Source organism: Bradyrhizobium sp. TM239 (assembly GCF_036247985.1).
Taxonomy (GTDB): domain Bacteria; phylum Pseudomonadota; class Alphaproteobacteria; order Rhizobiales; family Xanthobacteraceae; genus Bradyrhizobium; species Bradyrhizobium ottawaense.
This window is the reverse complement of sequence record NZ_BTIR01000011.1, coordinates 605,067-632,039: the sequence shown is the minus strand read 5'-3', so window position 1 is coordinate 632,039 and position 26,973 is coordinate 605,067. Positions and strand designations below refer to the sequence as shown.

General features: G+C 65.4%; 25 protein-coding genes and 2 tRNA genes. 7 read left to right on the top strand and 20 right to left on the bottom strand.

The features are described from left to right. Positions 1-17: 17 nt before the first annotated feature. A complete protein-coding gene (typA, locus tag AABA84_RS21355; protein WP_338313004.1) occupies positions 18-1,844 on the top strand; it encodes a translational GTPase TypA in 1,827 nt (608 codons plus the stop codon). A 177-nt stretch (positions 1,845-2,021) separates the two neighbouring features. Continuing rightward, the gene (locus tag AABA84_RS21350) at positions 2,022-3,269 is read left to right on the top strand and encodes a flavin monoamine oxidase family protein (RefSeq protein WP_338313002.1); all 1,248 of its coding nucleotides are present in this window, start codon (positions 2,022-2,024) and stop codon (positions 3,267-3,269) included. A gap of 25 nt (positions 3,270-3,294) precedes the next feature. Here AABA84_RS21350 and AABA84_RS21345 read toward each other — a convergent pair whose 3' ends face one another. Continuing rightward, on the bottom strand, positions 3,295-3,702 hold the full coding sequence (locus tag AABA84_RS21345) for a thiol-disulfide oxidoreductase DCC family protein (RefSeq protein WP_338313001.1): 408 nt from the start codon (positions 3,700-3,702) through the stop codon (positions 3,295-3,297). Then, on the bottom strand, positions 3,702-4,607 hold the full coding sequence (locus AABA84_RS21340) for a dienelactone hydrolase family protein (RefSeq protein ID WP_338313000.1): 906 nt from the start codon (positions 4,605-4,607) through the stop codon (positions 3,702-3,704). The genes AABA84_RS21345 and AABA84_RS21340 overlap by 1 nt, the downstream gene beginning before the upstream one ends. Positions 4,608-4,870: 263 nt before the next feature. Here AABA84_RS21340 and AABA84_RS21335 point away from each other — a divergent pair, with 263 nt between their 5' ends. Next, complete coding sequence (locus AABA84_RS21335; RefSeq protein WP_018318962.1) at positions 4,871-5,380, top strand: GNAT family N-acetyltransferase; 510 nt, start codon at positions 4,871-4,873, stop codon at positions 5,378-5,380. Positions 5,381-5,557: 177 nt separating this feature from the next. Beyond that, the gene (gene ppa, locus AABA84_RS21330) at positions 5,558-6,094 is read left to right on the top strand and encodes an inorganic diphosphatase (RefSeq protein WP_018318963.1); all 537 of its coding nucleotides are present in this window, start codon (positions 5,558-5,560) and stop codon (positions 6,092-6,094) included. A gap of 154 nt (positions 6,095-6,248) precedes the next feature. Here the strand turns inward: ppa and folD are convergent, their stop codons facing one another. The 3 genes from folD to AABA84_RS21315 are packed head-to-tail and all read right to left on the bottom strand — an operon-like array spanning position 6,249 to position 7,793. Further along, positions 6,249-7,133, bottom strand: coding sequence for a bifunctional methylenetetrahydrofolate dehydrogenase/methenyltetrahydrofolate cyclohydrolase FolD (gene folD, locus AABA84_RS21325; protein ID WP_212243105.1), 885 nt, complete (start codon positions 7,131-7,133; stop codon positions 6,249-6,251). Between the two features lie 10 nt (positions 7,134-7,143). Beyond that, entirely contained in the window at positions 7,144-7,488 is a 345-nt protein-coding gene (locus AABA84_RS21320) for a DUF167 domain-containing protein (protein WP_338312998.1), read from the bottom strand. Between the two features lie 14 nt (positions 7,489-7,502). Beyond that, positions 7,503-7,793: a YggT family protein gene (locus AABA84_RS21315; protein WP_007598721.1), complete on the bottom strand. Its 291-nt coding sequence runs from the start codon at positions 7,791-7,793 to the stop codon at positions 7,503-7,505. Between the two features lie 220 nt (positions 7,794-8,013). On the opposite strand from AABA84_RS21315, the gene AABA84_RS21310 reads away from it, so the two are divergent. Continuing rightward, positions 8,014-8,089 (top strand) — tRNA-Ala (locus AABA84_RS21310). A 111-nt stretch (positions 8,090-8,200) separates the two neighbouring features. Here the strand turns inward: AABA84_RS21310 and AABA84_RS21305 are convergent. The 7 genes from AABA84_RS21305 to AABA84_RS21275 form a co-directional block, all read right to left on the bottom strand. Next, positions 8,201-9,013: an enoyl-CoA hydratase gene (locus AABA84_RS21305; RefSeq protein ID WP_212243109.1), complete on the bottom strand. Its 813-nt coding sequence runs from the start codon at positions 9,011-9,013 to the stop codon at positions 8,201-8,203. A 101-nt stretch (positions 9,014-9,114) separates the two neighbouring features. Next, on the bottom strand, positions 9,115-9,909 hold the full coding sequence (locus tag AABA84_RS21300) for a glutamine amidotransferase (protein WP_212243111.1): 795 nt from the start codon (positions 9,907-9,909) through the stop codon (positions 9,115-9,117). A 121-nt stretch (positions 9,910-10,030) separates the two neighbouring features. After that, positions 10,031-10,810, bottom strand: a complete 780-nt coding sequence (locus AABA84_RS21295) for an SDR family NAD(P)-dependent oxidoreductase (RefSeq protein ID WP_212243113.1) — start codon at positions 10,808-10,810, stop codon at positions 10,031-10,033. A gap of 219 nt (positions 10,811-11,029) precedes the next feature. Next, complete coding sequence (locus AABA84_RS21290) at positions 11,030-11,518, bottom strand: tellurite resistance TerB family protein (RefSeq protein ID WP_212243115.1); 489 nt, start codon at positions 11,516-11,518, stop codon at positions 11,030-11,032. 172 nt (positions 11,519-11,690) lie between these two features. Beyond that, positions 11,691-13,100: an adenylate/guanylate cyclase domain-containing protein gene (locus AABA84_RS21285; RefSeq protein ID WP_212243119.1), complete on the bottom strand. Its 1,410-nt coding sequence runs from the start codon at positions 13,098-13,100 to the stop codon at positions 11,691-11,693. 48 nt (positions 13,101-13,148) lie between these two features. Next, entirely contained in the window at positions 13,149-14,519 is a 1,371-nt protein-coding gene (locus tag AABA84_RS21280) for a cytochrome P450 (RefSeq protein ID WP_212243120.1), read from the bottom strand. 35 nt (positions 14,520-14,554) lie between these two features. Next, the gene (locus AABA84_RS21275) at positions 14,555-15,928 is read right to left on the bottom strand and encodes a hydrolase (RefSeq protein WP_338312994.1); all 1,374 of its coding nucleotides are present in this window, start codon (positions 15,926-15,928) and stop codon (positions 14,555-14,557) included. Positions 15,929-16,074: 146 nt separating this feature from the next. Between AABA84_RS21275 and AABA84_RS21270 the strand changes: the two genes are divergently transcribed. Next, positions 16,075-17,763: an MFS transporter gene (locus AABA84_RS21270; protein WP_212243124.1), complete on the top strand. Its 1,689-nt coding sequence runs from the start codon at positions 16,075-16,077 to the stop codon at positions 17,761-17,763. A gap of 32 nt (positions 17,764-17,795) precedes the next feature. On the opposite strand, the gene AABA84_RS21265 is transcribed toward AABA84_RS21270, so the two are convergent. Beyond that, a complete protein-coding gene (locus tag AABA84_RS21265; RefSeq protein WP_212243125.1) occupies positions 17,796-18,011 on the bottom strand; it encodes a cysteine rich repeat-containing protein in 216 nt (71 codons plus the stop codon). Between the two features lie 171 nt (positions 18,012-18,182). After that, positions 18,183-18,491, bottom strand: coding sequence for a hypothetical protein (locus AABA84_RS21260; protein ID WP_212243126.1), 309 nt, complete (start codon positions 18,489-18,491; stop codon positions 18,183-18,185). 253 nt (positions 18,492-18,744) lie between these two features. Between AABA84_RS21260 and AABA84_RS21255 the strand changes: the two genes are divergently transcribed. After that, the gene (locus AABA84_RS21255; RefSeq protein WP_212243127.1) at positions 18,745-19,800 is read left to right on the top strand and encodes a polysaccharide deacetylase family protein; all 1,056 of its coding nucleotides are present in this window, start codon (positions 18,745-18,747) and stop codon (positions 19,798-19,800) included. A gap of 73 nt (positions 19,801-19,873) precedes the next feature. Here AABA84_RS21255 and AABA84_RS21250 read toward each other — a convergent pair whose 3' ends face one another. The 6 genes from AABA84_RS21250 to AABA84_RS21225 form a co-directional block, all read right to left on the bottom strand. Further along, positions 19,874-20,266 (bottom strand): hypothetical protein, encoded by a 393-nt coding sequence (locus tag AABA84_RS21250; RefSeq protein ID WP_212243128.1) that lies wholly within the window; start codon positions 20,264-20,266, stop codon positions 19,874-19,876. Positions 20,267-20,366: 100 nt separating this feature from the next. After that, positions 20,367-22,727, bottom strand: coding sequence for a hypothetical protein (locus AABA84_RS21245; protein ID WP_338312991.1), 2,361 nt, complete (start codon positions 22,725-22,727; stop codon positions 20,367-20,369). 143 nt (positions 22,728-22,870) lie between these two features. Beyond that, a tRNA-Thr gene (locus tag AABA84_RS21240) sits at positions 22,871-22,946 on the bottom strand. 100 nt (positions 22,947-23,046) lie between these two features. After that, positions 23,047-24,789 carry a heme biosynthesis protein HemY gene (locus AABA84_RS21235; RefSeq protein WP_338312990.1) on the bottom strand — a complete coding sequence of 581 codons (1,743 nt, stop codon included), beginning with the start codon at positions 24,787-24,789 and terminating at the stop codon, positions 23,047-23,049. Positions 24,790-24,825: 36 nt separating this feature from the next. Then, a complete protein-coding gene (locus AABA84_RS21230; RefSeq protein WP_338312989.1) occupies positions 24,826-26,061 on the bottom strand; it encodes a COG4223 family protein in 1,236 nt (411 codons plus the stop codon). A 65-nt stretch (positions 26,062-26,126) separates the two neighbouring features. Further along, a complete protein-coding gene (locus tag AABA84_RS21225; RefSeq protein WP_338309176.1) occupies positions 26,127-26,873 on the bottom strand; it encodes a uroporphyrinogen-III synthase in 747 nt (248 codons plus the stop codon). Positions 26,874-26,973: the final 100 nt, after the last annotated feature.

Here is a 26,973-nt window from a genome sequence, read left to right as displayed (position 1 = left end):
CGCAAAGAAGCTCACTCATGAACCTCCGTAACGTCGCCATCATCGCTCACGTCGACCACGGCAAGACGACCCTGGTCGACAAACTCCTCCAGCAGTCCGGCACGTTCCGCGAGAACCAGAAGGTGACCGACCGCGCCATGGACTCCAACGATCTGGAGCGCGAGCGCGGCATCACCATCTTGGCCAAGGCGGCCTCGGTGCAGTGGAAGGACACCCGCATCAACATCGTCGACACCCCCGGCCACGCCGATTTCGGCGGCGAGGTCGAGCGCATCCTGAACATGGTGGACGGCGCCCTGGTGCTGGTCGACGCTGCCGAAGGCCCGCTGCCGCAGACCAAATTCGTGGTCTCCAAAGCGCTCAAGGTCGGCCTCAAGCCGATCGTCGTCATCAACAAGGTCGACCGCCCCGACGCGCGCCCGACCGAAGTCATCAACGAGGTGTTCGACCTGTTCGCCGCGCTCGACGCCAGCGAGGAGCAGCTCGACTTCCCGATCCTCTACGGGTCGGCCAAGCAGGGCTGGATGGCCGACAGCCCGGAGGGTCCGAAGGACAAGGGCATGGAGCCGCTGTTCGACCTGATCCTGCGTCACGTCGCGCCGCCGACGGTCGAGGAAGGTCCGTTCCGGATGATCGGCACCATCCTGGAGGCCAACCCCTATCTCGGCCGCATCATCACCGGCCGTATCTCCTCCGGCATCCTCAAGCCGAACCAGCAGGTCAAGGTGCTCAACGCCGAGGGCAAGCTGGTCGAATCCGGGCGCATCACCAAGATCCTGGCGTTCCGCGGCCTCGAGCGCACGCCGCTCGAGGAAGCCGAAGCCGGCGACATCGTCGCGATTGCCGGCCTGACCAAGGGCACCGTCGCCGACACCTTCTGCGATCCGACCGTCGAGGTGCCGCTGCCGGCCCAGCCGATCGATCCGCCGACCGTGTCGATGTCGTTCATCGTCAACAATTCCCCGCTCGCCGGCACCGAAGGCGACAAGGTGACGAGCCGCATGATCCGCGACCGTCTCTTGCGCGAGGCCGAAGGCAATGTCGCGCTGCGCGTCGTCGAAGCCTCCGACAAGGACGCGATGGAAGTCTCAGGCCGCGGCGAATTGCAGCTCGCGATCCTGATCGAGACCATGCGCCGCGAGGGTTTTGAGCTCTCGGTGTCGCGTCCGCGCGTCGTGTTCCAGAAGGACGAAGCCACCGGCGCCACCCTGGAGCCGATCGAGGAAGTCGTGATCGACGTCGACGAGGAGCACTCCGGCGTCGTCGTGCAGAAGATGAGCGAGCGCAAGTCCGAGCTGGTCGAGATGAAGCCGTCCGGCGGCAACCGCCTCCGCCTGGTGTTCTACGCGCCGACCCGCGGCCTGATCGGCTATCAGGGCGAGCTGCTCACCGACACCCGCGGCACCGCGATCATGAACCGCCTGTTCCACGGCTACGCGCCGTACAAGGGCGAGATCCAGGGCCGCCGCAACGGCGTGCTGATCTCCAACGACCAGGGCGAAGCCGTGGCCTACGCCATGTTCAAGCTGGAAGACCGCGGCCCGATGATGATCGAGCCGGGCTGGAAGGTCTACAAGGGCATGATCGTCGGCGAGCACACCCGCGACAACGATCTCGAGATCAACGTGCTCAAGGGCAAGCAGCTCACCAACATCCGCACGACCTCGAAGGACGAAGCCGTGCGCCTGACCCCGCCGATCCGCATGACCCTGGAGAAGGCGCTCGCCTATATCGAGGACGACGAGCTCGTCGAGGTCACTCCGAAGTCGATCCGCCTGCGCAAGAAGCATCTCGACCCGAACGAGCGCAAGCGCGCAGAGAAGTCCAAGGAAGCGGTGGCGTAAGGCCACCGCTCTCGTGCCCCGAACGCAGCGCCGTAGGGTGGGCAAAGCGTAGCGTGCCCACCATTTGAAGTTTTGGACGACGATGGTGGGCACGGCGCGAGAGCGCCTTTGCCCACCCTAGGAGACCGTTCATCTGTCCGGCTTCAGCGCGCATCACAGACGTGCTAGAGCCCGGCCATGACCTCCCTCCCCTCCTCCGTGGACGTCGCAATCGTCGGCGCCGGTACCGCAGGCCTCGGCGCTGCACACGCGCTGGCGGGCTCCGACCTCTCCACCATCGTGCTGGAGGCGCGTAACAGGCTCGGCGGCCGCGCCTGGACCGTACAGGCCTCACCTGACGTCACCTTCGACGTCGGCTGCGGCTGGCTGCACTCGGCGGACAAGAACTCCTTCGTTTCGATTGCGCAGCGACTCGGTTTCGAGCTCAACAAGGACCTGCCGCCCTGGCGCGAGCGCGCCTATGGCAACGCGTTTCCGCAGGGCGAGCGCGACGATTTCATGCGTGCGATGGACGAGTTCTATGAGCGCCTCTGGGAAGCCGCGCAGAAGGGCAAGGACGAGCCTGCGAGCCGGAGCCTCGAGGTGGGCAATCGCTGGAATCCCATGATCGACGCGATCTCGACTTACATCAACGGCTGCGAACTCAAGGACATGTCGACGCTGGACTGGGACGCCTATGAGGACTCTGGTCTCAACTGGCGCGTCCGCCGCGGCTATGGCGCGCTGGTCGCCGCCTACGGCGCGCCCTGCCCGGTGGCGTTGAACTGCAACGTCGCGCTGATCGATCATGCCGACCGACGCATCCGCCTCGAAACCTCGCAGGGCACGCTGACCGCGGACAAGGTGATCGTCACCGTGCCGACCAACCTGATCGCCGATGAGACGATCCGCTTTTCGCCGCCGTTACCGTCCAAGGTCGACGCAGCAGCCGGCCTGCCGCTCGGCGTCGACGACAAGGTGACGCTCGCGCTCGATGACGCCGAAGCCTTTCCCAAGGAAGCAAACTTACGCGGCGCCACCATGCGCACCGCGATGGGCACCTACCACATCCGCCCATTCGGCCAACCCTGCGTCGAAGGCTTCTTCGGCGGCAGCTTTGCACGCGCGCTGGAAGATTCCGGCGACGGCGCCATCGCCGCGCACAGCATCGACGAGATTGCCGGCTTTCTCGGCAACGACATCCGCCGCAAGCTGAAGCCGCTCGCGGAGTCGCGCTGGGCGCATGATCCGTTCGCGCGAGGCTCCTATTCGCATGCGCTGCCCGGCCACGCCGGCGATCGCGCCGTGCTGGCCGCGCCGGTGGATGGACGGTTGTTCTTCGCGGGAGAAGCGACATCGCCGGAATTCTTCACGACCGCGCATGGCGCGCGCGACAGCGGCGAACGGGCGGCGAAGGAAGTACTGGCGGCAATCGGGAAGCTGTAGCTTCGCTGCGCTCGCAATGACGTGGCTACTCGATCACCCGGCTTCGCAAATCCGCATCCGGCACGAAGCACGCGTCATACTTGCCGAAGATGCGATAGCGGTTGCGGGCGATGAGGCTGTAAACGAAGTCCCGCAGCGGTTTCGGCACGGCGAACAACGCGCACACCCAGCCCCAGCCGGGAAGCAGCGAGAGCACGGTCAGCGCGGCGTCTGACTTCATGAACACTTCGCCGCCGTGGACGACCGCGTTGGTGTCGGGATCATCGGGATCGATGTCGAACGTCCGCGCGAGCCGGGCTCCGTACGCCGACTGGATCGGCGTGAAGCGAAACCGCTTCACCGTGTCGCGCTGCGCGACGAAGCGGACCCAGCGCGAGCAGAAGATGCAGACGCCGTCGAACAGGATCACGTCGTCATCGGGCCATCTAGGCATCAGCGGCTATCCCGTCGCATCACAGGCGCCGTAGGCTGGTTCAGCACACGATCGAGCTCAGTCCTTGCGCCTTTGACACCAGCTTCAGTCTCGATCATCCAATGGCCCTCGCTGCCGACGGCCGGCAGGATGCGGAAGTCGACCTTGCCGCCGCCACCGCGAAACGCGTCCGCCAGACTCTTCGAAAATGCCGGCGAGAAATAGCTGTCATTGGCCGCGACGAGCCAGGTGACGGGAATGCGCGCCGCCTTGCCGAACTCCGCTGCAGCAGCAAGCAGCGTGTGTGGCGCGCAGATCCGGTTCGGCTCGTCATTGGCATGGCCGCCGCGCCCGGGGGCAAACACCGTGATCGCGGAGATCGCTTGCGGATCGGCGTTGGCGAGCGCCAGCGCGCCCCAACCGCCGGCGGAATGGCCGATCACGATGGCGGTCTCCTTGCGAATGAAATCCTGCTTTCGCAAGAACTCCAGCGCGAGCCGGATTTGCTCGGCCGTCGCACGGCCCGAACGGGCATAGTCCGCCTCGTCACAGCCGCCCTGGTCCTCGACATAGCGGCCGCCGGTCGCACCATGGCCGAGCCGCTCCGGCACCAGCACGGCAAAACCGCGCGCGACGAGATAGGCGGCGAGCGGACGATATTCCGGCTGCGGCATTTGCGCTCGACGCAATACGTTCTGCGTCGAGGCGTGTGCGACGACCGCAAGCCGGAACGGCCCTGCGCCGGCGGGGCGAAACAGAAGGGCACGCGCAGCAATGTCGGTATCCGGCGACGGCACAAGCCACGCTTGTCGGCGAAGCGGCTCGCCCTCCTCGCCCGATGGACCAAACGTGACCTGAGCGCACAGAGGCGGCGCAGTCGGCAAGGCCAGCAGAGTCAGGAGCGCGAGGATGTTGAGGAGCCGCATGAATGGCCGGAGGCGAGAACAGCGACAATCAGACTAGTAGGAACGAATCAGTATCGGCGGACTTTCTGCGTTGCCATTGCCGTTCATTCGTTGCCGCAGTGGGAGTTTTGCACCGACGCAGGGCACGCCTGTGCCACTCGAGTCGGCGTCCTGTCTTTTTTCGGTACAACATGGTTCAGATACTGATGCACAAAGTCCACACGTTAACCGATAATTAACGATAGGTCTTGCCGCCGGCGCGGCGACTTGGTTTGATTGCGCCCATGAGCACAACCCTGATCGAGGTCCGGCCGGCCAAAGCTGCAGATGCAACTGCGGTGGCGTCTACTCATGACGAGGCTTGGCGCTCCGCCTATCAGGGCATCATTCCCGGCGCCGAGCTGGAAAAGCTCATCAACCGCCGCGGCCCGCAATGGTGGGACAGCGCGATCCGCAAGGGCAGCCGCGTCAGCGTGCTGGTGTTCGGCGACAAGATCGCGGGCTACGCCAATTACGGCCGCAACCGTGCCCGCAGCCTGCATTTCGACGGCGAGATCTACGAGCTTTACCTACGTCCCGAATTTCAGGGCCTCGGCTTCGGCCGCCGCCTGTTCGCCTCTGCCCGCCGCGACCTGATGCAGAGCGGACTGAAGAGCATGGTGGTGTGGGCGCTCTCGGACAACGACCCCGCGACCGAGTTCTACCGGGCGCTGGGGGGCCGTATGGTGGCGCGCTCCTCGGAGCGGTTCGGGCCGAAATCGCTCGACAAGGTTGCCTTCGCTTGGACCAATTGAGCTGCTGAAAGCTGATCTGGCAGCGTTTCCCTTCCGTCGATACCGCTGCCTTTGAGCCGGTGATTTCCGGATTCATTATTTCACAAAAACGCGATGGATCAGCGGGCCAAGCCCGCGTATGACAGCGCCAAAATCGCTGCCGGGCGCGATTTTACCTCGGCAACAACGGAGCCTTCAATGCGTATCGATGCGATCTCGATCGGGAAAAACGTACCACACGAAGTCAACGTCCTCATCGAAGTCCCCGTGGGCGGCGAACCGATCAAATACGAGATGGACAAGGAAGCCGGCACGCTGGTGGTCGACCGCTTCCTCTACACGCCGATGCGTTACCCCGGTAACTACGGCTTCATCCCGCATACTTTGTCGGATGACGGCGACCCCTGCGACGTCCTGATCATCAATACCCGCGCCATCATTCCCGGCGCCGTCATGAGCGTGCGCCCGGTCGGCGTGCTGTTCATGGAAGACGAAGCCGGCGGCGACGAGAAGATTCTGGCGGTGCCGTCGTCGAAGCTGACGCAGCGCTACGACAAGGTGAAGTCGTACTCCGACCTGCCCGACATCACGCTGCAGCAGATCCAGCACTTCTTCGAGCACTACAAGGATCTCGAGAAGGGCAAATGGGTGAAGATCCTGCGCTGGGGCGGCCCGGAGGATGCGCACAAGCTGATCCTCGAAGGCATGGATCGCGAGAAGAAGAAGAAGGGCTGAGCTTTGGTGTCCCGGACGCGATGCGGCATGTCCCGGCGATGCGTAGCATCGTCCGGTGTGACGCGTCGCAGAGCCGGGACCCATGCTGCCGCTGGGCCCCGGCTCCGCAGCGCATCGTTTCACGCTGCGCTGCGTCCGAGGCACGAGAGTTTGGCTACACCGCCGGCTTCGGCAGCTCGGCGATCGCGCAGGCCGCACGCAGCGTGTTGACCAGCAGGCACGCCACCGTCATCTGACCGACGCCGCCCGGCACCGGCGTGATCGCGCCGGCAACCCCAAGCGCTTCCTGATAGGCGACGTCGCCGACGAGGCGCGTCTTGCCGTCGTCCTTTGGAATCCGGTTGATGCCGACGTCGATCACGGTCGCACCCGGCTTCAGCCAGTCGCCGCGCACCATCTCAGGTCTTCCGACCGCGGCATAGACGAGATCGGCCTGCTTCACGAGCCCGGGCAGGTCACGCGAGCGCGAATGCGCGATCGTCACCGTGGCGTTCTCGTTCAGCAGCAATTGCACCAGCGGGCGGCCTACCAGGTTGGAGCGGCCGATGACGATGGCATTCTTGCCTTCCAGCGAAGCGTGCACGCTCTTGGTCAGGATGATGCAGCCGAGCGGCGTGCAGGGCGACAGCGCCTCGAAACCGCCGGCGAGCCGGCCGGCATTGTTCGGATGCAGCCCGTCGACGTCCTTGGCGGGGTCGATGGCGTTGACGACGGCTTCGGTGTTCAGCCCCTTCGGCAGCGGTAGTTGCACCAGAATGCCGTGCACGGCCGGATCGCGGTTGAGCTTTGCAACCAGTGCCAGGAGATCTGCCTGCGAGACGTCGGCCGGCAGCTTGTGCTCGAACGAGGCCATGCCGGCGGCCTGGGTCTGGGTGTGCTTGGAGCGGACATAAACCTCGCTGGCGGGGTCGCTGCCGACCAGCACGACCGCGAGCCCCGGCACCAGATTGTGCTCGCGCTTGACGCGGGCGACCTCCTCAGCGACGCGGGCCCGAAGTTCCGCGGCGATGACTTTTCCATCGATAATCTTGGCGGTCATGTCAGTTCCCTCAGTCTTTCGATTGGGCCGAGACGAGCTGGCGCAGGGCTTCGCCGAGCCGTGCCGGATCGCCGTCGATCGCGATCTGCTTCAGCCGCGAGGTGGCTCCGGACAGGAGCTTTACGCCGGCCTTGGGGACGCCCAGCGATTTCGCCAGCAGGACCAAAACAGCCTTGTTGGCCTCGCCGCCATCGGCGATGGCGCGCACCCGCACCTTGAGCACGCTGCGGCCGTCGGCCAGTTGCTCGATTCCGTCGATGCCGTCGCGACCGCCGCGCGGCGTCACCCGCAGCGCGATGCTGATTCCCGCGGCCGAGTAACGCCAGGGTTCCTTGCAAGCTTCGTTGGCAACCAAGGGCTCCAGCCCGCTCAGATCACGTTCGGGTAGATGTAGTACAGGATCACCCGCTCGATGAACATGATGAGCAGGATCAGGATGATCGGCGAGATGTCGAGACCGCCGAGACTAGGCAGGAAGTTGCGAATCGGCGCCAGCACCGGCTCGGTGATCCGGTACAGGAACTCCGCCACCGCCGACACGAATTGGTTGCGGGTGTTCACGACGTTGAAAGCGATCAGCCAGGACAGGATCGCGGAGGCGATCAGCAGCCAGACGTAGAGGTCGAGCACGATGATGACGATGTCGAGAACGGCACGCATGATTTTTCAGGGCTCTGGCTTTTGAAGACTCTGGCTTTTGAAACGCTGGCTGCGGTCGGGATTGACGCCTTTTGCTAGATATCGGTTCCCCCCCGCCCAAACAAGGGAAGTCGGCACCCCGAATGGCTAAAACCGCCTTACACCCGTCCTTGACTTGACCTTGGCGGAGACTTAAATGGCGCCCGGTTGTCGGCCGCATTCACCAGAGTGGCCAGCAAACGGGGCCATAGCTCAGCTGGGAGAGCGCGTCGTTCGCAATGACGAGGTCGGCGGTTCGATCCCGCCTGGCTCCACCACGCTTCGCCCTTCGGGCTACGCGTGGCGCAGCCACGAGGAGCCCGAAGGGTGAAGCGTGGTGTCCGGCGAAGCCCAAAGGGCGAAGACGGACTGGTTGAGGAACAATCCCCCTACCTCCCCGTAAACCTCGGCGGCCGCTTCTCCATGAAGCTCGCCACCCCCTCCCGGAAATCGCTGCCACCCAGCGCCACCATCATCTCCCGGTTGGCTTCGATCGTTGCCTCCGCGAGCGTCTGGAACGGCACCTCGTAGAGCTGGCGCTTGATCACGGCCATCGCGCTCGGCGAGACGAAATCGGCGAGATCGCGTGCATAGGCATAGGTCTCCTCGCGGAGCTTGTCAGGCGGGCAGAGCCGGTTCACCAGGCCGATCCGCAACGCCTCGTCGCTCGGCACGCGCCTCGCCGAGAGCAGCAGATCCATCGCGTTCGCATGACCGACGATGCGCGGCAGCATCCAGCTGATGCCGTGCTCGGCAATCAGGCCGCGCCGCGCGAAGGCCGTCGTGAACACCGTGTTGTCGGCGGCAAAGCGCAGGTCGCAATAGAGCGCGTGCACCAGCCCGATGCCGGCCGTGGCACCGTTGAGCATGGCGATCACAGGCTTCTTGATCGACGGATAGAACCCGTAGCGCGTCTGCCAGTCCGGACGCCGGTTCATGTCGAACGGCGGCAGGTTCGACGCGCGCCGGACGTCATCGGGATCGAGCCCCTTCAGCGCATCCATGTCGGCGCCGGCACAGAAGGCGCGGCCCGCGCCGGTGATGATGATGACGCGGACATTGTCATCGGCGCTCGACGCTTCCATCGCATGGCGCACGTCGCGCTCCATGGTCGGCGTCCACGCATTCATGCGGTCGGGACGATTGAGCGTGATGGTCGCGATCTTGTCGCTGACCTCATAAAGAATGTGCTCGTAGGCCATGACGCTCTCCCTTTGCTTTCCGGCGCAATTTCGCGCGCGCTCGTTGGGAGCGAGCCTAGCATATTCAGGGATGAGGCAAGGGCTTCGCGCGAACGCGCGGATCACTCGGCGGCTTGCGCCAGCACCGGCCGGCGCGCCAGCCAGCCGTTGATGAAATGGTCGAGCCAGGCGCGCTCTGCGACATCGTATACGGCACGATCGGCGAAATGATGATGTCGCTGCCGCGCACCGGGCGCGCTGAAGCCGTCATAACCGCGCGTGGTCCAGCGATGCATCATCGCGTAGGTCACGTCGGGATGAAACTGCACGCCGAAGGCGTTGCCGGTGCGGAACGCCTGCACCGGAAAATCGTCACCTTCTGCAAGCAACTCTGCGCCGACAGGCAGCTCGAATCCCTCGCGATGCCAGTGATAGACATGGGCCGGCCAGGCCGGGCAGAGCGCGTGGCCCGCGGCGGTCGGGCGGATCGGGTAGTAACCGATCTGGGTCAGCGCATCCGCATGGGGCGCGACGCGGGCGCCGAGCTGCATCGCCAGCATCTGGGCACCAAGGCAGATGCCGAGGAACGGCCGCTGCTCGCGGAGCGGAATTTCGATCCAGTCGATCTCGCGGCGAATATAGGCGTCGGAATCATTGGCGCTCATCGGACCGCCGAAGACGACCGCGCCGGCATGCTGATCGAGCGTCTCGGGCAGGGGATCGCCGAAGCGGGGACGGCGGATGTCCAGCCGATGGCCAAGCGCACGAAGCGCATTGCCGACACGGCCCGGCGTCGAGGATTCCTGGTGCAGGATGATCAGAACCGGCAATTGGGTTTCGGAGGCGACGGCGCTTGGCGTCCTTCTCGGGAAGGGCACCACCTCTGCGCCACCAAACCTGTCCGTCCGGAACGACATGGCCTCTGCGAGTGCTATCGGTTCAGACCGCCAGCATAACTAAGCGATCGTTAATTTCGTGTGAGTTCGCGCACACATCGAAACCGAAGCAAGCTCCGGGCCAATACGGGAGCCTCGAGATCTAATGCCTCTGCCTCTGGAACCGACTGGTGGCGGCCAGGATGAAGCCTCGCGGGAAAAAGCGCAGCGCAAAGGGCACAATCTTGATGCCCAGACCGGGCAGCACTGCCCGCTTGTTGGCCATCAGGCCACGATAGGCCTCCTGCGCGACATCGGCGGCCGAAACATTGAGCAGGGCCGTATCATGTCCGGAGCCGACGCCGGCGCGTGCCTGGAATTCGGTGGGCACCGGACCCGGGCAAAGCACGGTGACGCGAACGCCGCGCGGCGCGAGCTCCGCCCGCAGCGCTTCGGTGAAGGAAATCACGTAGGCCTTGGACGCATAATAGACGGCCATGCCGGGGCCAGGCAGGAAGCCCGCGACCGAGCCGACGTTGAGAAGACCGCCCTTGTTCTTGATGAGCTGATCGGCGAAACGCAGCGACAAATCCGTCAGAGCCCGCACGTTGACATCGACAATCCCGACCTGCTCGTCGCGATCGCGCTCGATGGCGTCGCCGAACACGCCAAAACCGGCATTGTTGACGAGGTGGTCGAGCTCGACGCCTTCAGCGGCGAGCGCGGCCGCGATCGTCTCGCCGGCGTCCGGGTTCCTGAGATCGCAGGCGATCACGATCGGCTTCTTGCCGCCCTTGGCGGCGAGCTCGTTCGCGAGCGCCTCCAATCGATCCGCGCGCCGCGCCGTCAATGCGAGGCGATGTCCATTGGCGGCAAACACGCGCGCCAGCTCCGCACCTATGCCTGCCGAAGCACCGGTGATCAACGTTACCCGCTCAGCCACGATCGAAGTCTCTTGAATTGAAGTTTTTGGCCACGCAATGACGGAACGAGAGCATAAGCCGTGCGCGTCAGGCAAGCGGCGTCGGCCGCATGGCGGCCTGAGCGGGCGACAGGGGGAGCAGAAAAACCGGGTATTTACGGACGAATCCGGACTGCCGGCACGTACATTAAAGTTTCGTCATGTGATCCGTACAACCGGCGGTCCGCCGGCTTGCGCGGATCAGCCGCCGACGGCGCTGTCCTTCACCTGACCACCGGCGTGCTCCGCCACCGTATGCTTCAGGTCGATCCGGTCGCGCTGGGAGATCCCGAGCAGATCGGAGGCGCGCCAGACGACGTTGTCTTCGAATTCGGAGACCTGGCCGTCGGCATAGACCAGCTCCCACATCATCCGGACGATGCGCTTGCGGCCCTCTTCGTCGAGCGAGCGCATGATCACGCTGGTGAAGTGATAGAGGTCCACCGCCTCGCCCTCGACCTGGGTGGCGTCCGCGATCAGACGATCCGCAGTGCCGCGATCGAGCCCAAAATGGCTTTCGATCAGGCTGTGCAGCTTGCGCTGCTCGGCCGCGCTCGGCTGACCGTCCAGCGAGACCACGTGGACCAGCAGCGCGGTGGCCGCCAACCGATAATCGCTGTCCCCGAACGTGCGGTTCTGGTCATGGGGGGCGACAATGTCGGCGATGAATTGGCGCAGGCCGTCGAGCATAAGGTCCTACCGAAATCGATACAGCCGCGAGGCGCGGCCGTTAGCATTATATGAGCAGGAAACTCAACCGGCGCAACGTGCGTCAGTTCCGCGCGCTGCATTACGTTTCGGCAATCTGTTCACGGTCATTCCGGGGCGCGCAAAGCGCGAACCCGGAATGACCGCCTGAGGCTCACGGAATCTCGTACACCACCATCTTGTCGGCGATGCCGCGAAGTGCCGCTTGTTTCTGGATCGGCTTGATCGCGCGCTGCTCCAGCACCTCGGCAACCGCGGGCGCATCGAGCACCGGGCCGGTGATGTGGATCTCCTGCGCGGTCGACAGGCTCTGCACGCGGGCGGCAATGTTGACGGTCTGGCCGAAATAATCCTGCCGCTCGTTGAGCATCACCGCGAGGCAGGGGCCTTCATGGATGCCGATCTTGACGATGAGATCGTCGGTGCCGCGCCGCTTGTTGAGCTCGTCCATCGCCGAGCGCATCCGCAGGCCCGCGACGATGGCATGCTCGGGACGGACGAAGGTCGCCATCACGGCATCGCCGATCGTCTTCACCACCGCGCCCTTCTCGGAGGAAATGATCTCGAGCAGCGCATGGAAATGCGCGCGCACCAGATCGAAGGCGGCGAGATCGCCGACGCGCTCGTAGAGCGCGGTCGAGCCCTTCAGATCGGTGAACAGGAAGGTCAGCGACGTGATCTGGAGCCGCTGGTCGAGACTGAGATTGTCCGCCTTGAACACATCCCGAAAGGTCTGGTTCGACAGCATCCGCTTGGCGGTGAGGAACGGCTTGCGTTTGCCGATCAGATGGTGGAGCGCCTCGGCCGCGATGAACACCGACGGCAGCACGCGCACGCCGGCCTGGTTCTCCAGCGACAGCCGCAGCGGGCCCGGCCGCATGGTCGTGGTCCCGGTCGGGGCCTGCACCTTGTTGTACATGATGGCGAGCTGCTGGCGATCCCTGGTCGGTTCGCCCTGGACGTCGATGAAATGGGCCGCGTGCGTGACCGGCTCGAAGATGATGACGAAGTCGCTCGGCAGCTGCAGCGACATGGTCGCCTTCTCACCGGCCGGCAACTCCATCGTATCCAGCGTCACCTCGTTCGCCAGGGTCGCGAACGAGTCCTTGTTGAAGTCGACGCCGGAGCTCCAGAACACCTGCTTGAAATACTCCCACACCGGCAGCGTATCGGGATCGTGCGCCGCGATGCGCCGGACGCGCGGATTCACGGTGAAGGAGACCTCGACTTGATCGTCGACGGAGGCCTTGTAGCCGCATGCGCAGAGCGCGCAGTGATAGTCGTCGGGCTTGAGCGCCTTCAGCGTCGTGTGGGCACCGAGCACGCCGCCGCAGCCCGGACACAGCACGTTCCAGCCGAGATCGAACAGCCCGAGCCGCGCCGCGTGCAGGAAGGCCGAGATCGCGCGCTCTTCGTCGACGGCATGCTGCGTGGCGAAGTCGAGGACATTGACGCGGTTGAGCTCGTGATCCTCGCCGTTCTCGATCAGACGCGCAATCGCATCGACCACCTTCGTGTCAGCGGTCTGCTTCAGAACGGAGAACTGGGCCTGGATGTCGCTCATGGCGGGACTCTGCTGGTTGAATCACGCCATCGGCCAGGCAATCGCCTGTCACCGACGGGTGATACGGAACATGGGTGAGTGGTCCGGCTGGGTCGTGACGACACCGAGCGGGATCACGGGATTCGCCTGATCGGCGAGCTCGACGCGGAACGCGCCGATCAGCCGGGCCAGCGCCAGCACGGATTCAGCCTGGGCAAACGGCGCGCCGATGCAGACGCGCGGACCTGCGCCGAACGGCAGATAGGCGAAGCGATCCGGCGCCTCCGTCGACATGAAGCGCTTTGGAATGAACGCGTTCGGCTGATCCCACAGCTTCTCGTGCCGGTGCAAAAGCCAGGGCGCGATCATGATGATGTCGCCCTTGCCGATCTCGACGCCGGCCGCATTGTCCTTTTCGCGTGCGGCGCGCGCGACCAGGAAGGCCGGAGGATAGAGCCGCATGGTCTCGTCGATCACCGCGCGGGTGAATTTCTGGCGATCGATGTCGGCCATGCTGTCGAGATGCTCGCCGCTTGTCTCGGACGCCACCTCCTCCTGCGTGTCCGGATCGAGCGCGAGCAGATAGAGCGCCCAGAACAGCGCCGTCGCCGTGGTCTCGTGACCCGCCAGGATCATGGTCGCGACCTCGTCGACGAGCTGCTCGTCGGAAAAGCCCTTGCCGGTTTCCGGATCGCGCGCCGCGTCCATGAGATCGAACAGGTCACGCGGCGGCGCGCCGTCCTTCTTGCCGGCAGCGCGCCGCTCGGCGATCAGCATCGCGACGAACTCGGTCCAGCGCTTGCGGAAACGGGCGCGGGCAAAATCCATCGGGCTCGGCCACGACACCGGCAGCAGCATGTCGAGGAAGTAGGGCCGTCCCAGCCGGGACGCATATTCCATGATGAAATTGCGCAAGGTCGCGCCGTGCCGGTCCATGCCGAACGAGAACATCGTGCGCCCGGCGATCTCCAGCGTCATGCGCTGCATGATTTCGCGCAGATCGACCGGCGCGCCCGTCTGCGTATCGAGCTTCGCAATGGTCTCGTCGAGCACCGCCGTCATGTGCGGCACGAGGTTGGCGGTGGCGCGCGGCGTGAAGGCCGGCGCGAGCGTGCGGCGCTGGAACGTCCAGGAATGACCTTCCGCGATCAAAAGTCCGTCGCCCAGCACCGGGCGGAGCATGCGGATGCCCGCCGGCGTGCGCGTATAGTTCTCGTAATTGTTGAGCAGGACGTGCCGGATCGCATCCGGCTGGTTCAGGATGAAGCTGTTGCGGAGGAAGAAGCGGCCCTTGATGACCTCTTCCTCATAGGCGGGCTGCCCCCAGGTTGCGATCATGTTGTGCCGGATCACGGCAAGCCGGCCGAAGAACGACATGTCGTCGGGCGCACGCGGGGGAGCCGGGGGGATGATGGGCCTGCGCACGCTGGCGATGTTCATGGCGCTCTCCCGCAAGATGTGACGCAGGCAAATAGCTAGTAAGTCAGCTCGGCGACCGCAATCCTGTTCTCCTGGGCGGGCCAGGCGCGCGCCACAATTCGTTCTTCGCCGAACTCGGCCACGATGTTACGCCCAACCTCGCTGGCGGGAAGCCGCAGGGTTGCTGCCGCATCCGTGGGCACGCCCGGCTTGACGTCGGCCGGCTCCTTGCCGTCGAACAGCACCACGTCCCGCGGCAGGCCGAAATAGCCCCTCGGCCGCGACATGATCACGACAGCTCCTGCGTCCTTGTCGGCCGGCCCGAGCGGACGCGCGGCGCGCAAATGCACGACGTCGGATGAGCGTGGGAACGGCGAGCGGTAGATATGCGTCGTCGGCATCTCGGGCGATGCCAGGACGAATTCGAGCGACCAGGCGGGATCGACCTGCGCCGGCCCCCAGCGGCCGTCGGCGCCGGTCTTCGCGCTGTGCAGCGCACCGCCCTTGCGCTCTCCGGTTTCAGGATCGACGCGGAAGATATCGACGGTTGCGCCCGCCACCGGGCGATTGGTCGGCACGCCGCCGGGCGTCCCCGTGACGAGGCCGCTCAGCCGGACGGTTGGCTCCGGCACGATCGCAATGCGCGCGGGCTCGCGCCCGGCGATGAATTTGTAGATCTCGCGGAAGGCGCGCGGATGGAACGCCACTTCGCGATGATCGAGTGCGCCGAGCACGAGATTGGTGGCGCCCTTCAGCTCCGGCCCTTCATTGGTGACACCGGTCGGCGTGCCGGGCTTGCCGATGAAGCGGCCGTCGGCCTGGGCGTATTTGTCAATGCCGTCGCTGCGCAATGTGAGGAAGGCAACGCCCGGCGTCACCTCGCTCTCGCCCTCGTTGAGGCTGCGCAGGAACGCGCCGCGGCCGTTGAACTCGCTGTTCGGCTGGTCGTCGGTCGCGAACACGCCGTGATTGGGTGTGCCGCACAGGACGGCATGGCTGACATCGCTGGCGCCGCCGTTCTTGATGACATTGCGGATCGCATAGCCGCCGCGCGAGCTGCCGACCAGCGCCACGCGCGCCGCGCCGGTGCGGCGCTTCAACTCGACAATGGCAGCGGCGAGCTCGCGGCGCTGGTCCTCGGTCGAGGAGCGGTTCGCCTGCTCGACCTTGTCGTCGGTGCGCGCATTGGGATCGGTGAAATTGATCGCCATCATGCGATCGCGCGCGATGCCGTTGGATTCCATCCGCCACAGCGTCGTCATCCAGAGCGCGTCGTAGTCGCCATTGCCGTGGACGAACAGGATCGGCGGCACCTCGGTGCCAGGCGCCGCGGCGGGCGCGGTCTGGGCCCATGCGCCCGTCCGCAAGCTCGCAACTGCGAAAGGCAAGCTGCCCGCCCCCTGCAGGATCGTCCGTCGCGACAGCTTCATGTGTTCCTCCCGGCAACCCAACTCTTTGCACCGCTTATAGCGGCCTAACCACTGGACAGCGAAGGACTTTCGCAGGCATCACTGAATTTGCCGGAATCGCCCAAGATCACTCCAAGACCATTCTGCCAGCACGTTTGGAAGGGGATATGACCGAGCAGACGAACCGCCAGAGAATCGCCGCCGACGGCATCACCGCGCCTCTGCGGTACACCGTGTTCCGGCGCATCTGGCTCGCCAGCCTGCTCTCCAATCTCGGCCTCTTGATCCAGGGCGTGGGCGCAGCCTGGGCGATGACGCAGATGGCGGCCTCGGCAGACAAGGTGGCGCTGGTGCAGACCGCGCTGATGCTGCCGATCATGCTGATCTCGATGCCGGCCGGCGCCATCGCCGACATGTATGACCGCCGCATCGTCACCCTGGTCTCGTTGATGATTGCACTCACCGGCGCAACCGCGCTGACCGTGCTGGCCGGGTTCAATCTCATCAGCCCGGAGACGCTGCTCGCCTTCTGCTTCGTGGTGGGCAGCGGCAACGCGCTGTTCGGCCCGGCGTGGCAGTCTTCGGTCAACGAACAGGTGCCGCCCGATGCGCTGCCTTCGGCCGTCGCGCTGAACGGCATCAGCTACAACATCGCCCGCAGTTTTGGGCCCGCAGTCGGCGGCGTCATCGTCGCGGCGCTCGGCGCGGTCGCCGCTTTCGCCTGCAACGCGATCCTCTATCTGCCGTTGCTGGTGGTGCTGCTGCTGTGGCGGCGCAACACCGAGCCCTCGCGCCTGCCGCGGGAAAAGCTCAACCGCGCCATGGTCTCGGGCTTCCGCTACATCACCAATTCACCGCCGATCAAGATCGTGCTGTTGCGCACGCTGGTGATGGGCCTGATCGGCGGTGCCATCATGGCGCTGATGCCGCTGGTCGCGCGCGACCTCCTGCATGGCGGTGCGCAGACCTACGGCATCATGCTGGGTGCCTTCGGCATGGGCGCCGTGGTCGGTGCGCTCAACATCCACGAACTGCGCAAGCGCATGAGCGGCGAGGCCGCGATCCGCGCCTGCACCATTTCGATGGCCTTTGCGATGGCCGCGCTTGCCCTGAGCACCGAGCCGGTGCTGACGGCAACTGCGCTGGTGCTGGCCGGCGCGGTCTGGATGGCCGCGATCGCACTGTTCAATATCGGCGTGCAGCTCTCGGCGCCGCGCTGGGTCGCCGGTCGCTCGCTCGCGGCATTCCAGGCCTCGATCTCCGGCGGCATCGCGATCGGTGCCTGGGGCTGGGGCCATCTCACCGACTATGCCGGCGTCGAGATCGCATTGCTGACCGCGGCCGGCCTGATGCTGATCTCGCCGCTGCTCGGGATCTGGCTGACGATGCCGCGCGTCGGTGCCCGCAACGAGGATGCCGACGTGCTGGCCGATCCCGAGGTGAAGCTGTCGATCACCGGCCGCAGCGGACCGCTGGTGGTCGAGATCGAATACCGCGTGTCACAGGAGAACGCGCGCGCGTTCCACAACGTGATGCAGGACGTGCAGCTCTCACGGCAACGTAACGGCGCCTATGGCTGGTCGATCGCCCGCGACATCGCCGATCCGGAATTGTGGACCGAGCGCTATCATTGCCCGACCTGGTTCGACTATCTGCGCCAGCGCAACCGCTCGACGCAATCCGAGCGTGCGCTGCATCAGCAGGCGATCGATTTCCATATCGGTCCCGAGCCGGTGCGGATCCGCCGCATGCTGGAGCGTCCGTTCGGCTCGGTGCGCTGGAAGGATGAGACGCCGGATCGTGCGAGCGCCGAGGTGCTGCCGGTGGTCGCGACCGCGGCTGGGAGCAGCACGTAGGTTTCCTCGCTCCATCCGGGCTACGGGAATCACTACTGCCCGTGCTCGGTCAGCACCTTGTCGCAGCCTTTGCTCAGCTTGGTGCGGTTCTGCTTCAGGCAGGCGAGCACGGCACCATCGCCATTGTTCATCACGGCGCGGCAGAAGCGGGTGACATCGCGCGCGCAGGCATCGTGGCCCGGCTGCTGCTGCGCGGATGCGACCGACGCGCCGAGCAGCAAGGGAAGAATGAAAAGAAATCTGGTCATCGCGTAATGCCTCTTACCCGGAAGAATGTGCGGGCGAAGCTAGTGCGACGATCCCTCAGCCGCAACGGCTTTATTGGCGGGCCGCATGGCGCCGCCGCGTTGCCCCGGCTTGATGCCGGGGCGTATCGCGAGGGGAGCTAACCGACGCAACGATGACGGTGTTGCGTGCTCTTACTGCTTGTCCTGGGCGTCAGCGACCTTGCGCGAGGCGCCCTTGGCGAGATCCTTGTCCATCACCGCGCGGCAGCCGACGCTCAGATCCGAGCGATGCTTCATCATGCAGGCCGTGATCTTCGGGATGTTGGGGATTTCCGACGAGCACAGGCGGAAGGCGTCGCCGGTGCACTGCTGCTGCGCCTCCGCCGAGAAGGCGAAGCTCGAGGTCGTCGAGACGAGCGAGACAATGGCGGCAAAGCCGAGGGCCAGGCTGGTGTCGCGGATACTGGCAGAGAAGGACTTGGTGTTAAGAGACTTGGTCATTTGAAGCTCCCATTGGCGCCGTCGCAACGGTGCCCGTTGTTGATGGGAGCTACGATGCTCCAGCAAAACCGTTTCCACTGTGATGACGGTCACGGGCCGTACCCCGACTGTGACGTCGGTCACTTTGGCGCACCTCCCTGAAATTCCTCCACAACCGCCGTCGTGTTGGTGTCACGTTAACTGTTACTTCGCATTAATGGCTCGTCGCGCGGGAAATTCCGCCGGTTTGGTTGCGTAATTGGAAAGAGTAGCGATGCGTAATGCGTTGGGCCTGATGCTGGCCAGTGTAGTTGCGGCGGTCGTGATCGCCGCAGGCGGTTGGTTTTATTATTCCTCGCGCGCCGACCAGGCCGCCCCCAAGACAATTGCTGCCCGTGCCACCGATCAATTGCCGGCACCGGCGAAGCTCGCCGCCAGGGATGACGTCGAGACCACCGCGACGATCGCGGCCAGGCCGACGACAGTTGCTCAGGCACCCGCGCCCGCCCCGGCCATGCCCGTCCAGCAGAAATCGACCTGCGCCAATCCGAACGCGCTGGGCGTCTCCCGCGTGGTCGAGATCGACACCACCGGCGGCCCCGGCTTCGGCTTCGATCATTTCAAGCAGTTCGACTTCCTCACCGACAAGGAAGTCGTGCTGACCTTCGACGACGGTCCCTGGCCGGTGAACACGCCGAATGTGCTGAAGGCGCTGGCGGATGAATGCACCAAGGGCCTTTTCTTCTCGGTCGGCAAGCATGCGACCTATCATCCGGAGATCCTGCGCCAGGTGCTGGCCCAGGGCCACACGGTCGGCACGCATACCTGGTCGCACGTCAATCTGAACGGCAAGAAGATGACGGAGCAGATGGCCAAGGACGAGGTCGAGAAGGGTGTCAGCGCGGTGAGATTCGCGCTCGGTGCCAACCCGGCGCCGTTCTTCCGCTTCCCGCAGCTCCAGCACAATCCGGCGATCGTGAGCTATTTCGGCACCCGCAATGTCGCGATGTTCTCGACCGACGTCGACTCCTTCGACTTCCGGAAGGGCGCCACGCCGGAGAAGATCATCGAGACGGTGATGACCCGGCTGGACAAGCTCGGCAAGGGCATCATCCTGATGCACGATTTCCAGAAGAATACCGGACTGGCCCTGCCGACGCTGCTCGCGCGGTTGAAGGCCGGCGGCTACAAGGTCGTGCAGATGAAGGCCAAGACGACGCTGCAGACGCTGCCGGAATATGACGAAGCCATCATGAAGGATATGAAGGTGCCGACCGCGAGCACGAACACGCGTCCGATTGGAAGCGTGGTGCAGACGGTGTCGCAGTAAACGCCAGCGATCCGATCCAAAGTCTAGCGTCATGGCCGGGCTTTTGCCCGGCCATTTGCTTCTGGCGAGCGGCTCACCAATAGATGCCGTGGCGGTGCAGCTCGCTGATGATGCGGCGCTCGGTCCAGCGCTTGGACTTCGACTTGTCCGCCCTTGCCGTTTTCTTGGTGGCGGGCTTGGTTGTCGCGACCGGCGCCGGGGTGGTCGTGGGCGTGGTCACCGCGGGAGTCGCCGGCGTGACCGTGGCGGCCGGCGCAGAGAGCGACACTGCCGGCGGACGATCGGAATATTTCGGCGCCTCCGCGGCTGGCGCGACTTCGCTCACCTGCGCCGTGGCGGCGGTCGGCGTGGTCAGTGGAGCGGGAGCCTGAGCGCCCGCCGCGGACAGCGACAGGCTGCGGGAGCCGTCTGCCTGGGCAGAGGCGGAAGCCAGGACCATGGCGGCAACCAGAATGATCTTGCGCATGTGAAATCTCCCCGTGTTGGCGTGCCCGGGACATTACGGGGGACGGACGCCACTCGATGTGACCGGGCTCACAAATGCCCTGGTCTCGCCCGCTGCTTCGCTAGCGCCGAACACTCAGCTCGCGGATCGCAAATCCAAGATCGCGGGGATCGCCGGGAAAGCGCGTGACGGAATTCGTCGCCAGCTCGACAGTCAACGTCTCCTCGCCCGCAAGCTCGTCGAGCGGGAACGACAGGGGTCCCGCCGGAACGCTTCCCCTGTAGATCTCACGGCCATTGATCTTGACGAGGAATTCGCTGCCTGAGATCGGCATTGGCCACAACGCCAGCCGCAACGTTCGCGCCGGCGCCGACGGCTTGTTCGGGACATCGAAATACGCGGCCGGTGATGCCCATCGAAGCGCTCCACCTGGTGTCGATTCCTTGCCGAACAGGCCACGTGTTGCGATCCCTGGCGGGACTTCGACGCCAATCTCGAGAACGTCGCGGCGGCCCTCCAGAAACTCCCGTGAAGAGCGATCTGTCGCCACCGATACCAATCGCTGTCCTGGATTGGCGGTCAGCCGGTCGGCCGACGCGAGACAGTCGAACTTGTCCCAACCGGTCGGCAAATAGGCGCGCCCGGTCTTGCCGGACCACATGAAGACATTCGGCGACGCCCAGGCTATGCCGTGATCGGCCGCGAGGCTGCGCAACACGTGATTCATCATGGGATGAGCGACATCGATGACGATTCCATTGCAGCTTCCGAACTCGGCGGACAGGCGATTGTAATCCCAATCGAGCGACGCCTTCTGCGCATTGACCTGTGCGGCGGACGTCGGAAGACCCGGAATGCCTGCACCTAGCGCTTGCAGGACCAACAGCGGTCGCAACGCGCCGAGGATCAGGTGAGCGACCACGACGATGATGCTGGCAACGACGGCGCTGGATCGCCACTGCGCTGCCACCAGGGGGGCAACGATGAGGGTGAAGAGCATCGGTGCCGCCATGGCGAGGCCCTTGCCTGCTGCCCAGGCGTGACCAGCCGCAAGAATGGCAATCGGCACGAGGCAGCCTGCCAGGCTGCCGGCCAGGAGGCGCGCGGCGCTACCGTCAGGCTCGGAACGCCAGATCGTCCAGACCGCCCCGGCAACGCTCCTCACCAGCACGAACAGGAAACCGTAGAGCAGCAGCTTCCACACGAACGCGATTGCGACAGGCCAACCTGCGGAGGGGAGCACCGCATACAAGCCGAGGCCGGCGACCGCTGCCTCGACGGGCAGCGAGAAATACGCATTTGCCAGTTCTCCGAGGCGGCTGTCGGGACCGGCAATGATCTCGAGGAAATTCGCTTCACCGCCGAACAGGTAGAGTTGAAAATACTTCCACCAGTCCGGCGGATAGGCTGCTGCGTGGCTCAGCTGGCGAACGACGTAGGCGGCCGTGCCTGACCAATGTGGAATGCATGCGAGCAGCGATGCTCCGATACCTGCCGCCAGGCCGGTAGCAGCTACAGGCAGGGCCTGCCGCGATGTCCGATGGCCGATCGCCATCACGACGATGACCATGGCGGCAAGTCCGTAGACCGTCAGCGATTCCGGATAGAGAAAGAACACGCCCGTCATCAGCGCGGCAAAAATGGCTCCCAGCCGGACAATCGAACCCGGGACCTGCCCAAAACGATCCTTGTCGAAGGCCAGCGCGACGAAAGCGAGAAGGAGCAGGAAGATGGGTTGCGCCGCAAGCTGAGACCACGCGTTGATGTCGAATACGTACTGCTCGAAAAATCCGACCGTAAGCGCCGAGGCACAGATCCATGCCGGCCAGCGCCGCATCGCGAGCGCGTTGACGAAGACGAACAGCGCCGCAAACAGCATGTTGAGCTGCATGCCGACCATGTACGGGTAGGTGCAATCGACGACATGGCCGCGGCTCACGCCGGCGAAGGCTGCGTGCATCATGGATACGGCGCTGCGCCAGTCGATGAACCACAACGCCGCGACAGCCAGGGGATCGGACTGCGTACCCTCTACGCCCTGGACGACCAGAGTTGCGTAGTCGAGCGTTCGGTAGGAAATCGAAGCTCCCACATAGAGCAGCTGATCGTAGACATTCGCCTGGAAGACGCGGAAGCGTGGACCACCGGTCCATCCGGGTGCCAGACAGAGAATCGCAACGACCGCAACGATGGCCATGGCCGGCCATGCTCCGGCTGATATCCTCCGCCGCCACTGTCCGACCCGAACCATCATTGCGGCTGCAACGACGAGACCGGCGGCCGCCATCGCCAGCAGCGTGACCCATGGCGCAACGCCGGACAGATACAGGATGGCGGTTGCGGCCGCGAGCAGGCCGAAGCCGAGCGGCGGCGCGAGCGCCCAGCGGACGGCAAAACGTTGCGACGGCAGAAGCAGGGAGAACGGCAGGCCGATGGCTCCGCACATCGATACGAAGAGCCCGACAACCAGGATATCGTGCATCACTGCGACTGCCCCCTGACCGGAAGTAGTTGCGGTGAATGCCCGCCCTGTCAATTCGGACGCGGCTAGCTCGGCACGAGGTTGTCACCCATGTCTTAGGTACGACCTGTTACCCATGTCTTCGGCCTGGACAAATGAGGCGCTGGTGCCGCAAGAGGGATTCGAACCCCCGACCCCGTCATTACGAATGACGTGCTCTACCAACTGAGCTATTGCGGCGAACCCTGCCGGGGCCAAGGCGATGCCGGCCCCGATACGCGCGCTCCTGATATCGGGCATGGCCCGAATTGGCAAGGACAAGCCGGGTTCGAAATGCGGCTCACGCGCCCCAGCGGGACCAGAATCCGCGCCAGCCGCCGGCCTGGGCCTTGGGCGTGCCGATTTGTTCCGTAAATTCATCGCTCGGACCCTCGTCGTCGATCCCGGGATCGTCGGGGGCCCGGACGATCGGGATGACCGCGGGGATCGGCGCTGCCGCGGGTTTGCCGAGATCGGCGCGGCTCCGGAACACGGGTGTCGCCGCCGGCGGGGATGATTCGGCGGGCTCAGGGGCCGGCTGGGCCGGTTCGGCGGTCGCAACTGCCGGCTCTTCCTTGGCCATTGGGGGCGCATTGTCCTGCGCCGCCGGCACTGTCGCCGGTGCTGGTGCTGTCACGGGCGGTTCCGCCTGGCTTTCGCTGGCAGCCACCGTCACCCGCTTCGGCGGCGGGGCCGCCAGCATGGCCTCCTCGAAGGCCGAGGATTCGATCGTGGTCCCCTTGTCCGAAGGCAGGCTCGCGACCGGGGTCTGCCACTGGAACGCATCAAGGCGGCCGGTGACCGGGGAGACCGGGCGCCAGCGGTCGCTGACATAACCGTCCGCGGTCCAGGCCGGATCGTGACGGGCGCGCACCGCGCGCAGGGTCCAGGCGCGGGCGCGACCGCCGTCGCCGTGCTCGGTGCGCTCGATCTCGGCCATCAGCAGCGCGACGCGCTGGGTCGGATCGTTGACGTAGGGCGCCAGCACCTCGCGCGCGCGGGCGAACTCGGAGGCGTCGATCGCGGCGCGCGCGATCGCGAGCTGGCCCTCGACATGGCCGGTCTTGTCGGCAGGCGTTTTGGCCGCGAGCGTCTCGACCCGCTGCAGGCGCTGCCGCGCGGAATCGCCGAGCTTCACATGCGCGTAGGCTTCCGCGAGATCCGGATGCGGATTGGTGAGCCAGGCGGCTTCGACCAGCTTCATGGCACGGCGCACCTGATGCGCCTCGCTCTCGAATTTTGCGGCGAGCACGGCCGCCGGCACAAGCGTCGGTGCCAGCTTGATCGCCTCCATCACGCTCTCGCGCGCGACGTCGCGGTCCATGGTTGCCAATTCCAGCGCGCGTGCGGTGAGCAACACGCCGCGCTGCCGGCGATAGGCCTGCTTGTCGATCAGGCCTGCGGACAAATTCGAATCGAGGATCGCGAGCGCGCCGCTCCAGTCGCCGCGCGCGCAGCGGAAGCCGAGCACCGCATGCGAGGCCCAGGTCGAGGACGGCGACAGCTTGATCGCTTCCTCCGCGATCATCACGGCGCCGACCGCATCGTCGGCGCGCTGCGCCTCGATGAACAGGCCGCGCAGGCCGAGCAGGCGCGTGTCCTCACGCTCGGCCATGGCGCGGAAGACGCGCTGCGCCTCGTCGCGATTGCCTTCGAGCTGCGCCGACTGCGCATGCAGGAGCAGCGCGAGCGGATCATTCGGGGCATGCCGCCGCGCCGCCTCGGCGTGACGGCGGGCGAGCGCGGTGTCACCATGACCGATCGCGAGCAGGCCGTGGGTGATGGCGTGGCGGCCCCGCGCGTGGCGCTTGTCGTGGCGGCGGCGGCGCAGACGCCCCGGCGTGCGCCAGATCGTCGTCAGGATGCTCCAGACCAGCACGACGGCGGCGGCAAACAGGCCAAGCAGGAACACGAATCTGGGGAGCGTGGTCGAGACGCGGAAACCGCCGGCGGTCAGGACGAGATCGCCGGGCTGATCGGCAACCCAGGCCGCGCCGGCCGCCGCCAGCGCGATCAGGACAAGGAAGAGGACGATGCGAAGCATGACGATCCCTATACGCGCTGATTGTTGCGCGAAGCTTTATTGAGCAGGCTTGACGAGATCCGCCATGGCATCGTCGGCAAACTTGCGGGAAGCGGCGAGCGCAGCGTCGCGGGCATCGGCCTTGTCGAGCCAGGCCTGTGCCGGTGCACGATCGGCCTCGGCCAGCGTCTTGAGCTCGCGCCGCGCTTCCACGAAATCATTGCGAAGCGCCGCGGCCGTCACCCGCGCGACGATGGCGCCACGATCGTTGCCGACCCCGTCGGTGCGCTCGATGCGGACGAGCTTTGACGCTCCTGCCTGGAGACGCTCGACGATGCCCGTGCCGCTGGCCTGGGCTTCCGCCGGCGGCGACAGCTTCGGCACGATGTTGAGGAGCTCGCGGCTCAGCGCCACCGGCGTCGGGATGCCTGACGCGGCAAAGGTGTCGAGCGGCTTCAGCATATCGGGCTTTGCCGCCATCGCCCGCGCTGCGGCCAGTTGCGACTCGTAAGCATCGCCGTGACGAACGGCGACGTCGAGCAGGGCCGCCGCCACCACATGGCGCAGCGGCTTGTCGTCCATCGTCTTCGCATCGGCGATCTTCTCGCCCTGCTGCGCGAGCTCGGCGCGTTCGGTCTTGCTGGCACGCTCGAGCTGGGCGATGCGCTCGTTCAGAGCGGCGAGGTCGGGCGCGGCAGCACGCGGCGCCGATTTCGCATCGTTCAATGTGCTCGCGGTCTTGTCGAACTGCGCGCGCAGATTGGCGACGTCGCTGCGCAAGGCATTTGCGGATTTCTCCAGCGCGTCGATCCGCCCCGCCATGGCGGGATCGGCGGCGGGTTTGCCGGCCTTGGCTTCGACTGCCGCAACGCGACCGCTCAGCGCATCGACCGTCGCGCTCGTGACTTGCGGGGCGGCCGGCGGCGCCTGTACGGCGGGCCAGCCCAGCATCCAGCCGACCGCGATCACGACCGCCGCTGCGACAGCGCCGGAGAACGGCGCAATAACCCAGGGCGAAATCGGCGCGGACGCGACGGAAGGCCGTTCCTCGGCGCGTTCAGGCTGCGACTCGGACTTGATCCCTTCGGACTTGATTTCTCCGGACTCGGCTTCCTCGACCCTGGTCTGCTCGTGTGCGGCCTGCTCGGGCTCCGAGTGAGCCTCCGGCTCGACAGCCGTTTCCTGCGGCTGGGTCGAGACTTCGGTGGCTTCGAGGTCGATGGTGGGCGGAGTGCGCTTGGCACGGCCGGACTCAGGAGCCAATCCTGCGTCTTCAGGCTTGTCGTCGGCCATCGTGACGGTTCCTCACACTTCCATACTCGGGACGGCCCCGATTACGTCGGATTCGGCCCGACCTCTTACGCCAAACGGGTGCGCAACGCACGCTCCAAGGTGGTAAATAAGGCATTTTCGTCCGGTGTCGCAGCCACCAGAACCTGCGACGCGCCGGCATCGCGCAGCACGCTGGCAACGGCCTCGGACAGGCAGCATTGCGGTATGGCCAGCGCCGAGATTTCGACGCCTTCGTCCCTGGCGGCATCCAGGAACGCCCGGGCGCTGCGCCGGGAGTAGTGCAGCACCGCCTCGACACCGTGAGCGGCAAAGCCCTCGCAGACCTCGCGCGGCAGATGCTTGACCGGCGCCATGCGATAGGTCGTCTGCGTGACCACGCTAAACCCCTCCGCACCAAGCTCACCGCCGAGGTCGCGCGACAAATCCGCGCCTGCGAGATACAGCAGCGTGCTCTTTTTCTTCAGCACCTTGTCGCGTGCGCTCTGCATCACCTTGTCGCGCAAGGACGCGGCGTCGCCCCCGGCGACGATCACCTCGGCAAAGCCGGCGTCGCGCGCCGCAGCAGCCGTATGCTCGCCGACCGCAAACAACGGCAGCTTGAGGAGACCAAGATCCCGCAATTGTGGCGCGACGGCACGGATCGCGTTGGCCGATGTGACGAGGATGGCACCGTAGGGCGCTTCACTCTCGTCATGGAAGGCGACCGGCTCGAGCTTGAGCACCGGCGCAAGCAGCACCGCAAGCCCCCGCGCGCGCAGACTTTCCGCCGTCGCCTCATTGTCGGGATGCGGCCGTGTGACAAGAATGGACATCGCTGGTGTTCCCGAACCACGTGGCGGTGGTGCATGACGAGGACGGCTGCGCGTGACGATTGCGCAATCCGGCCCCGGAATGCTACCGGACGTACCAGAA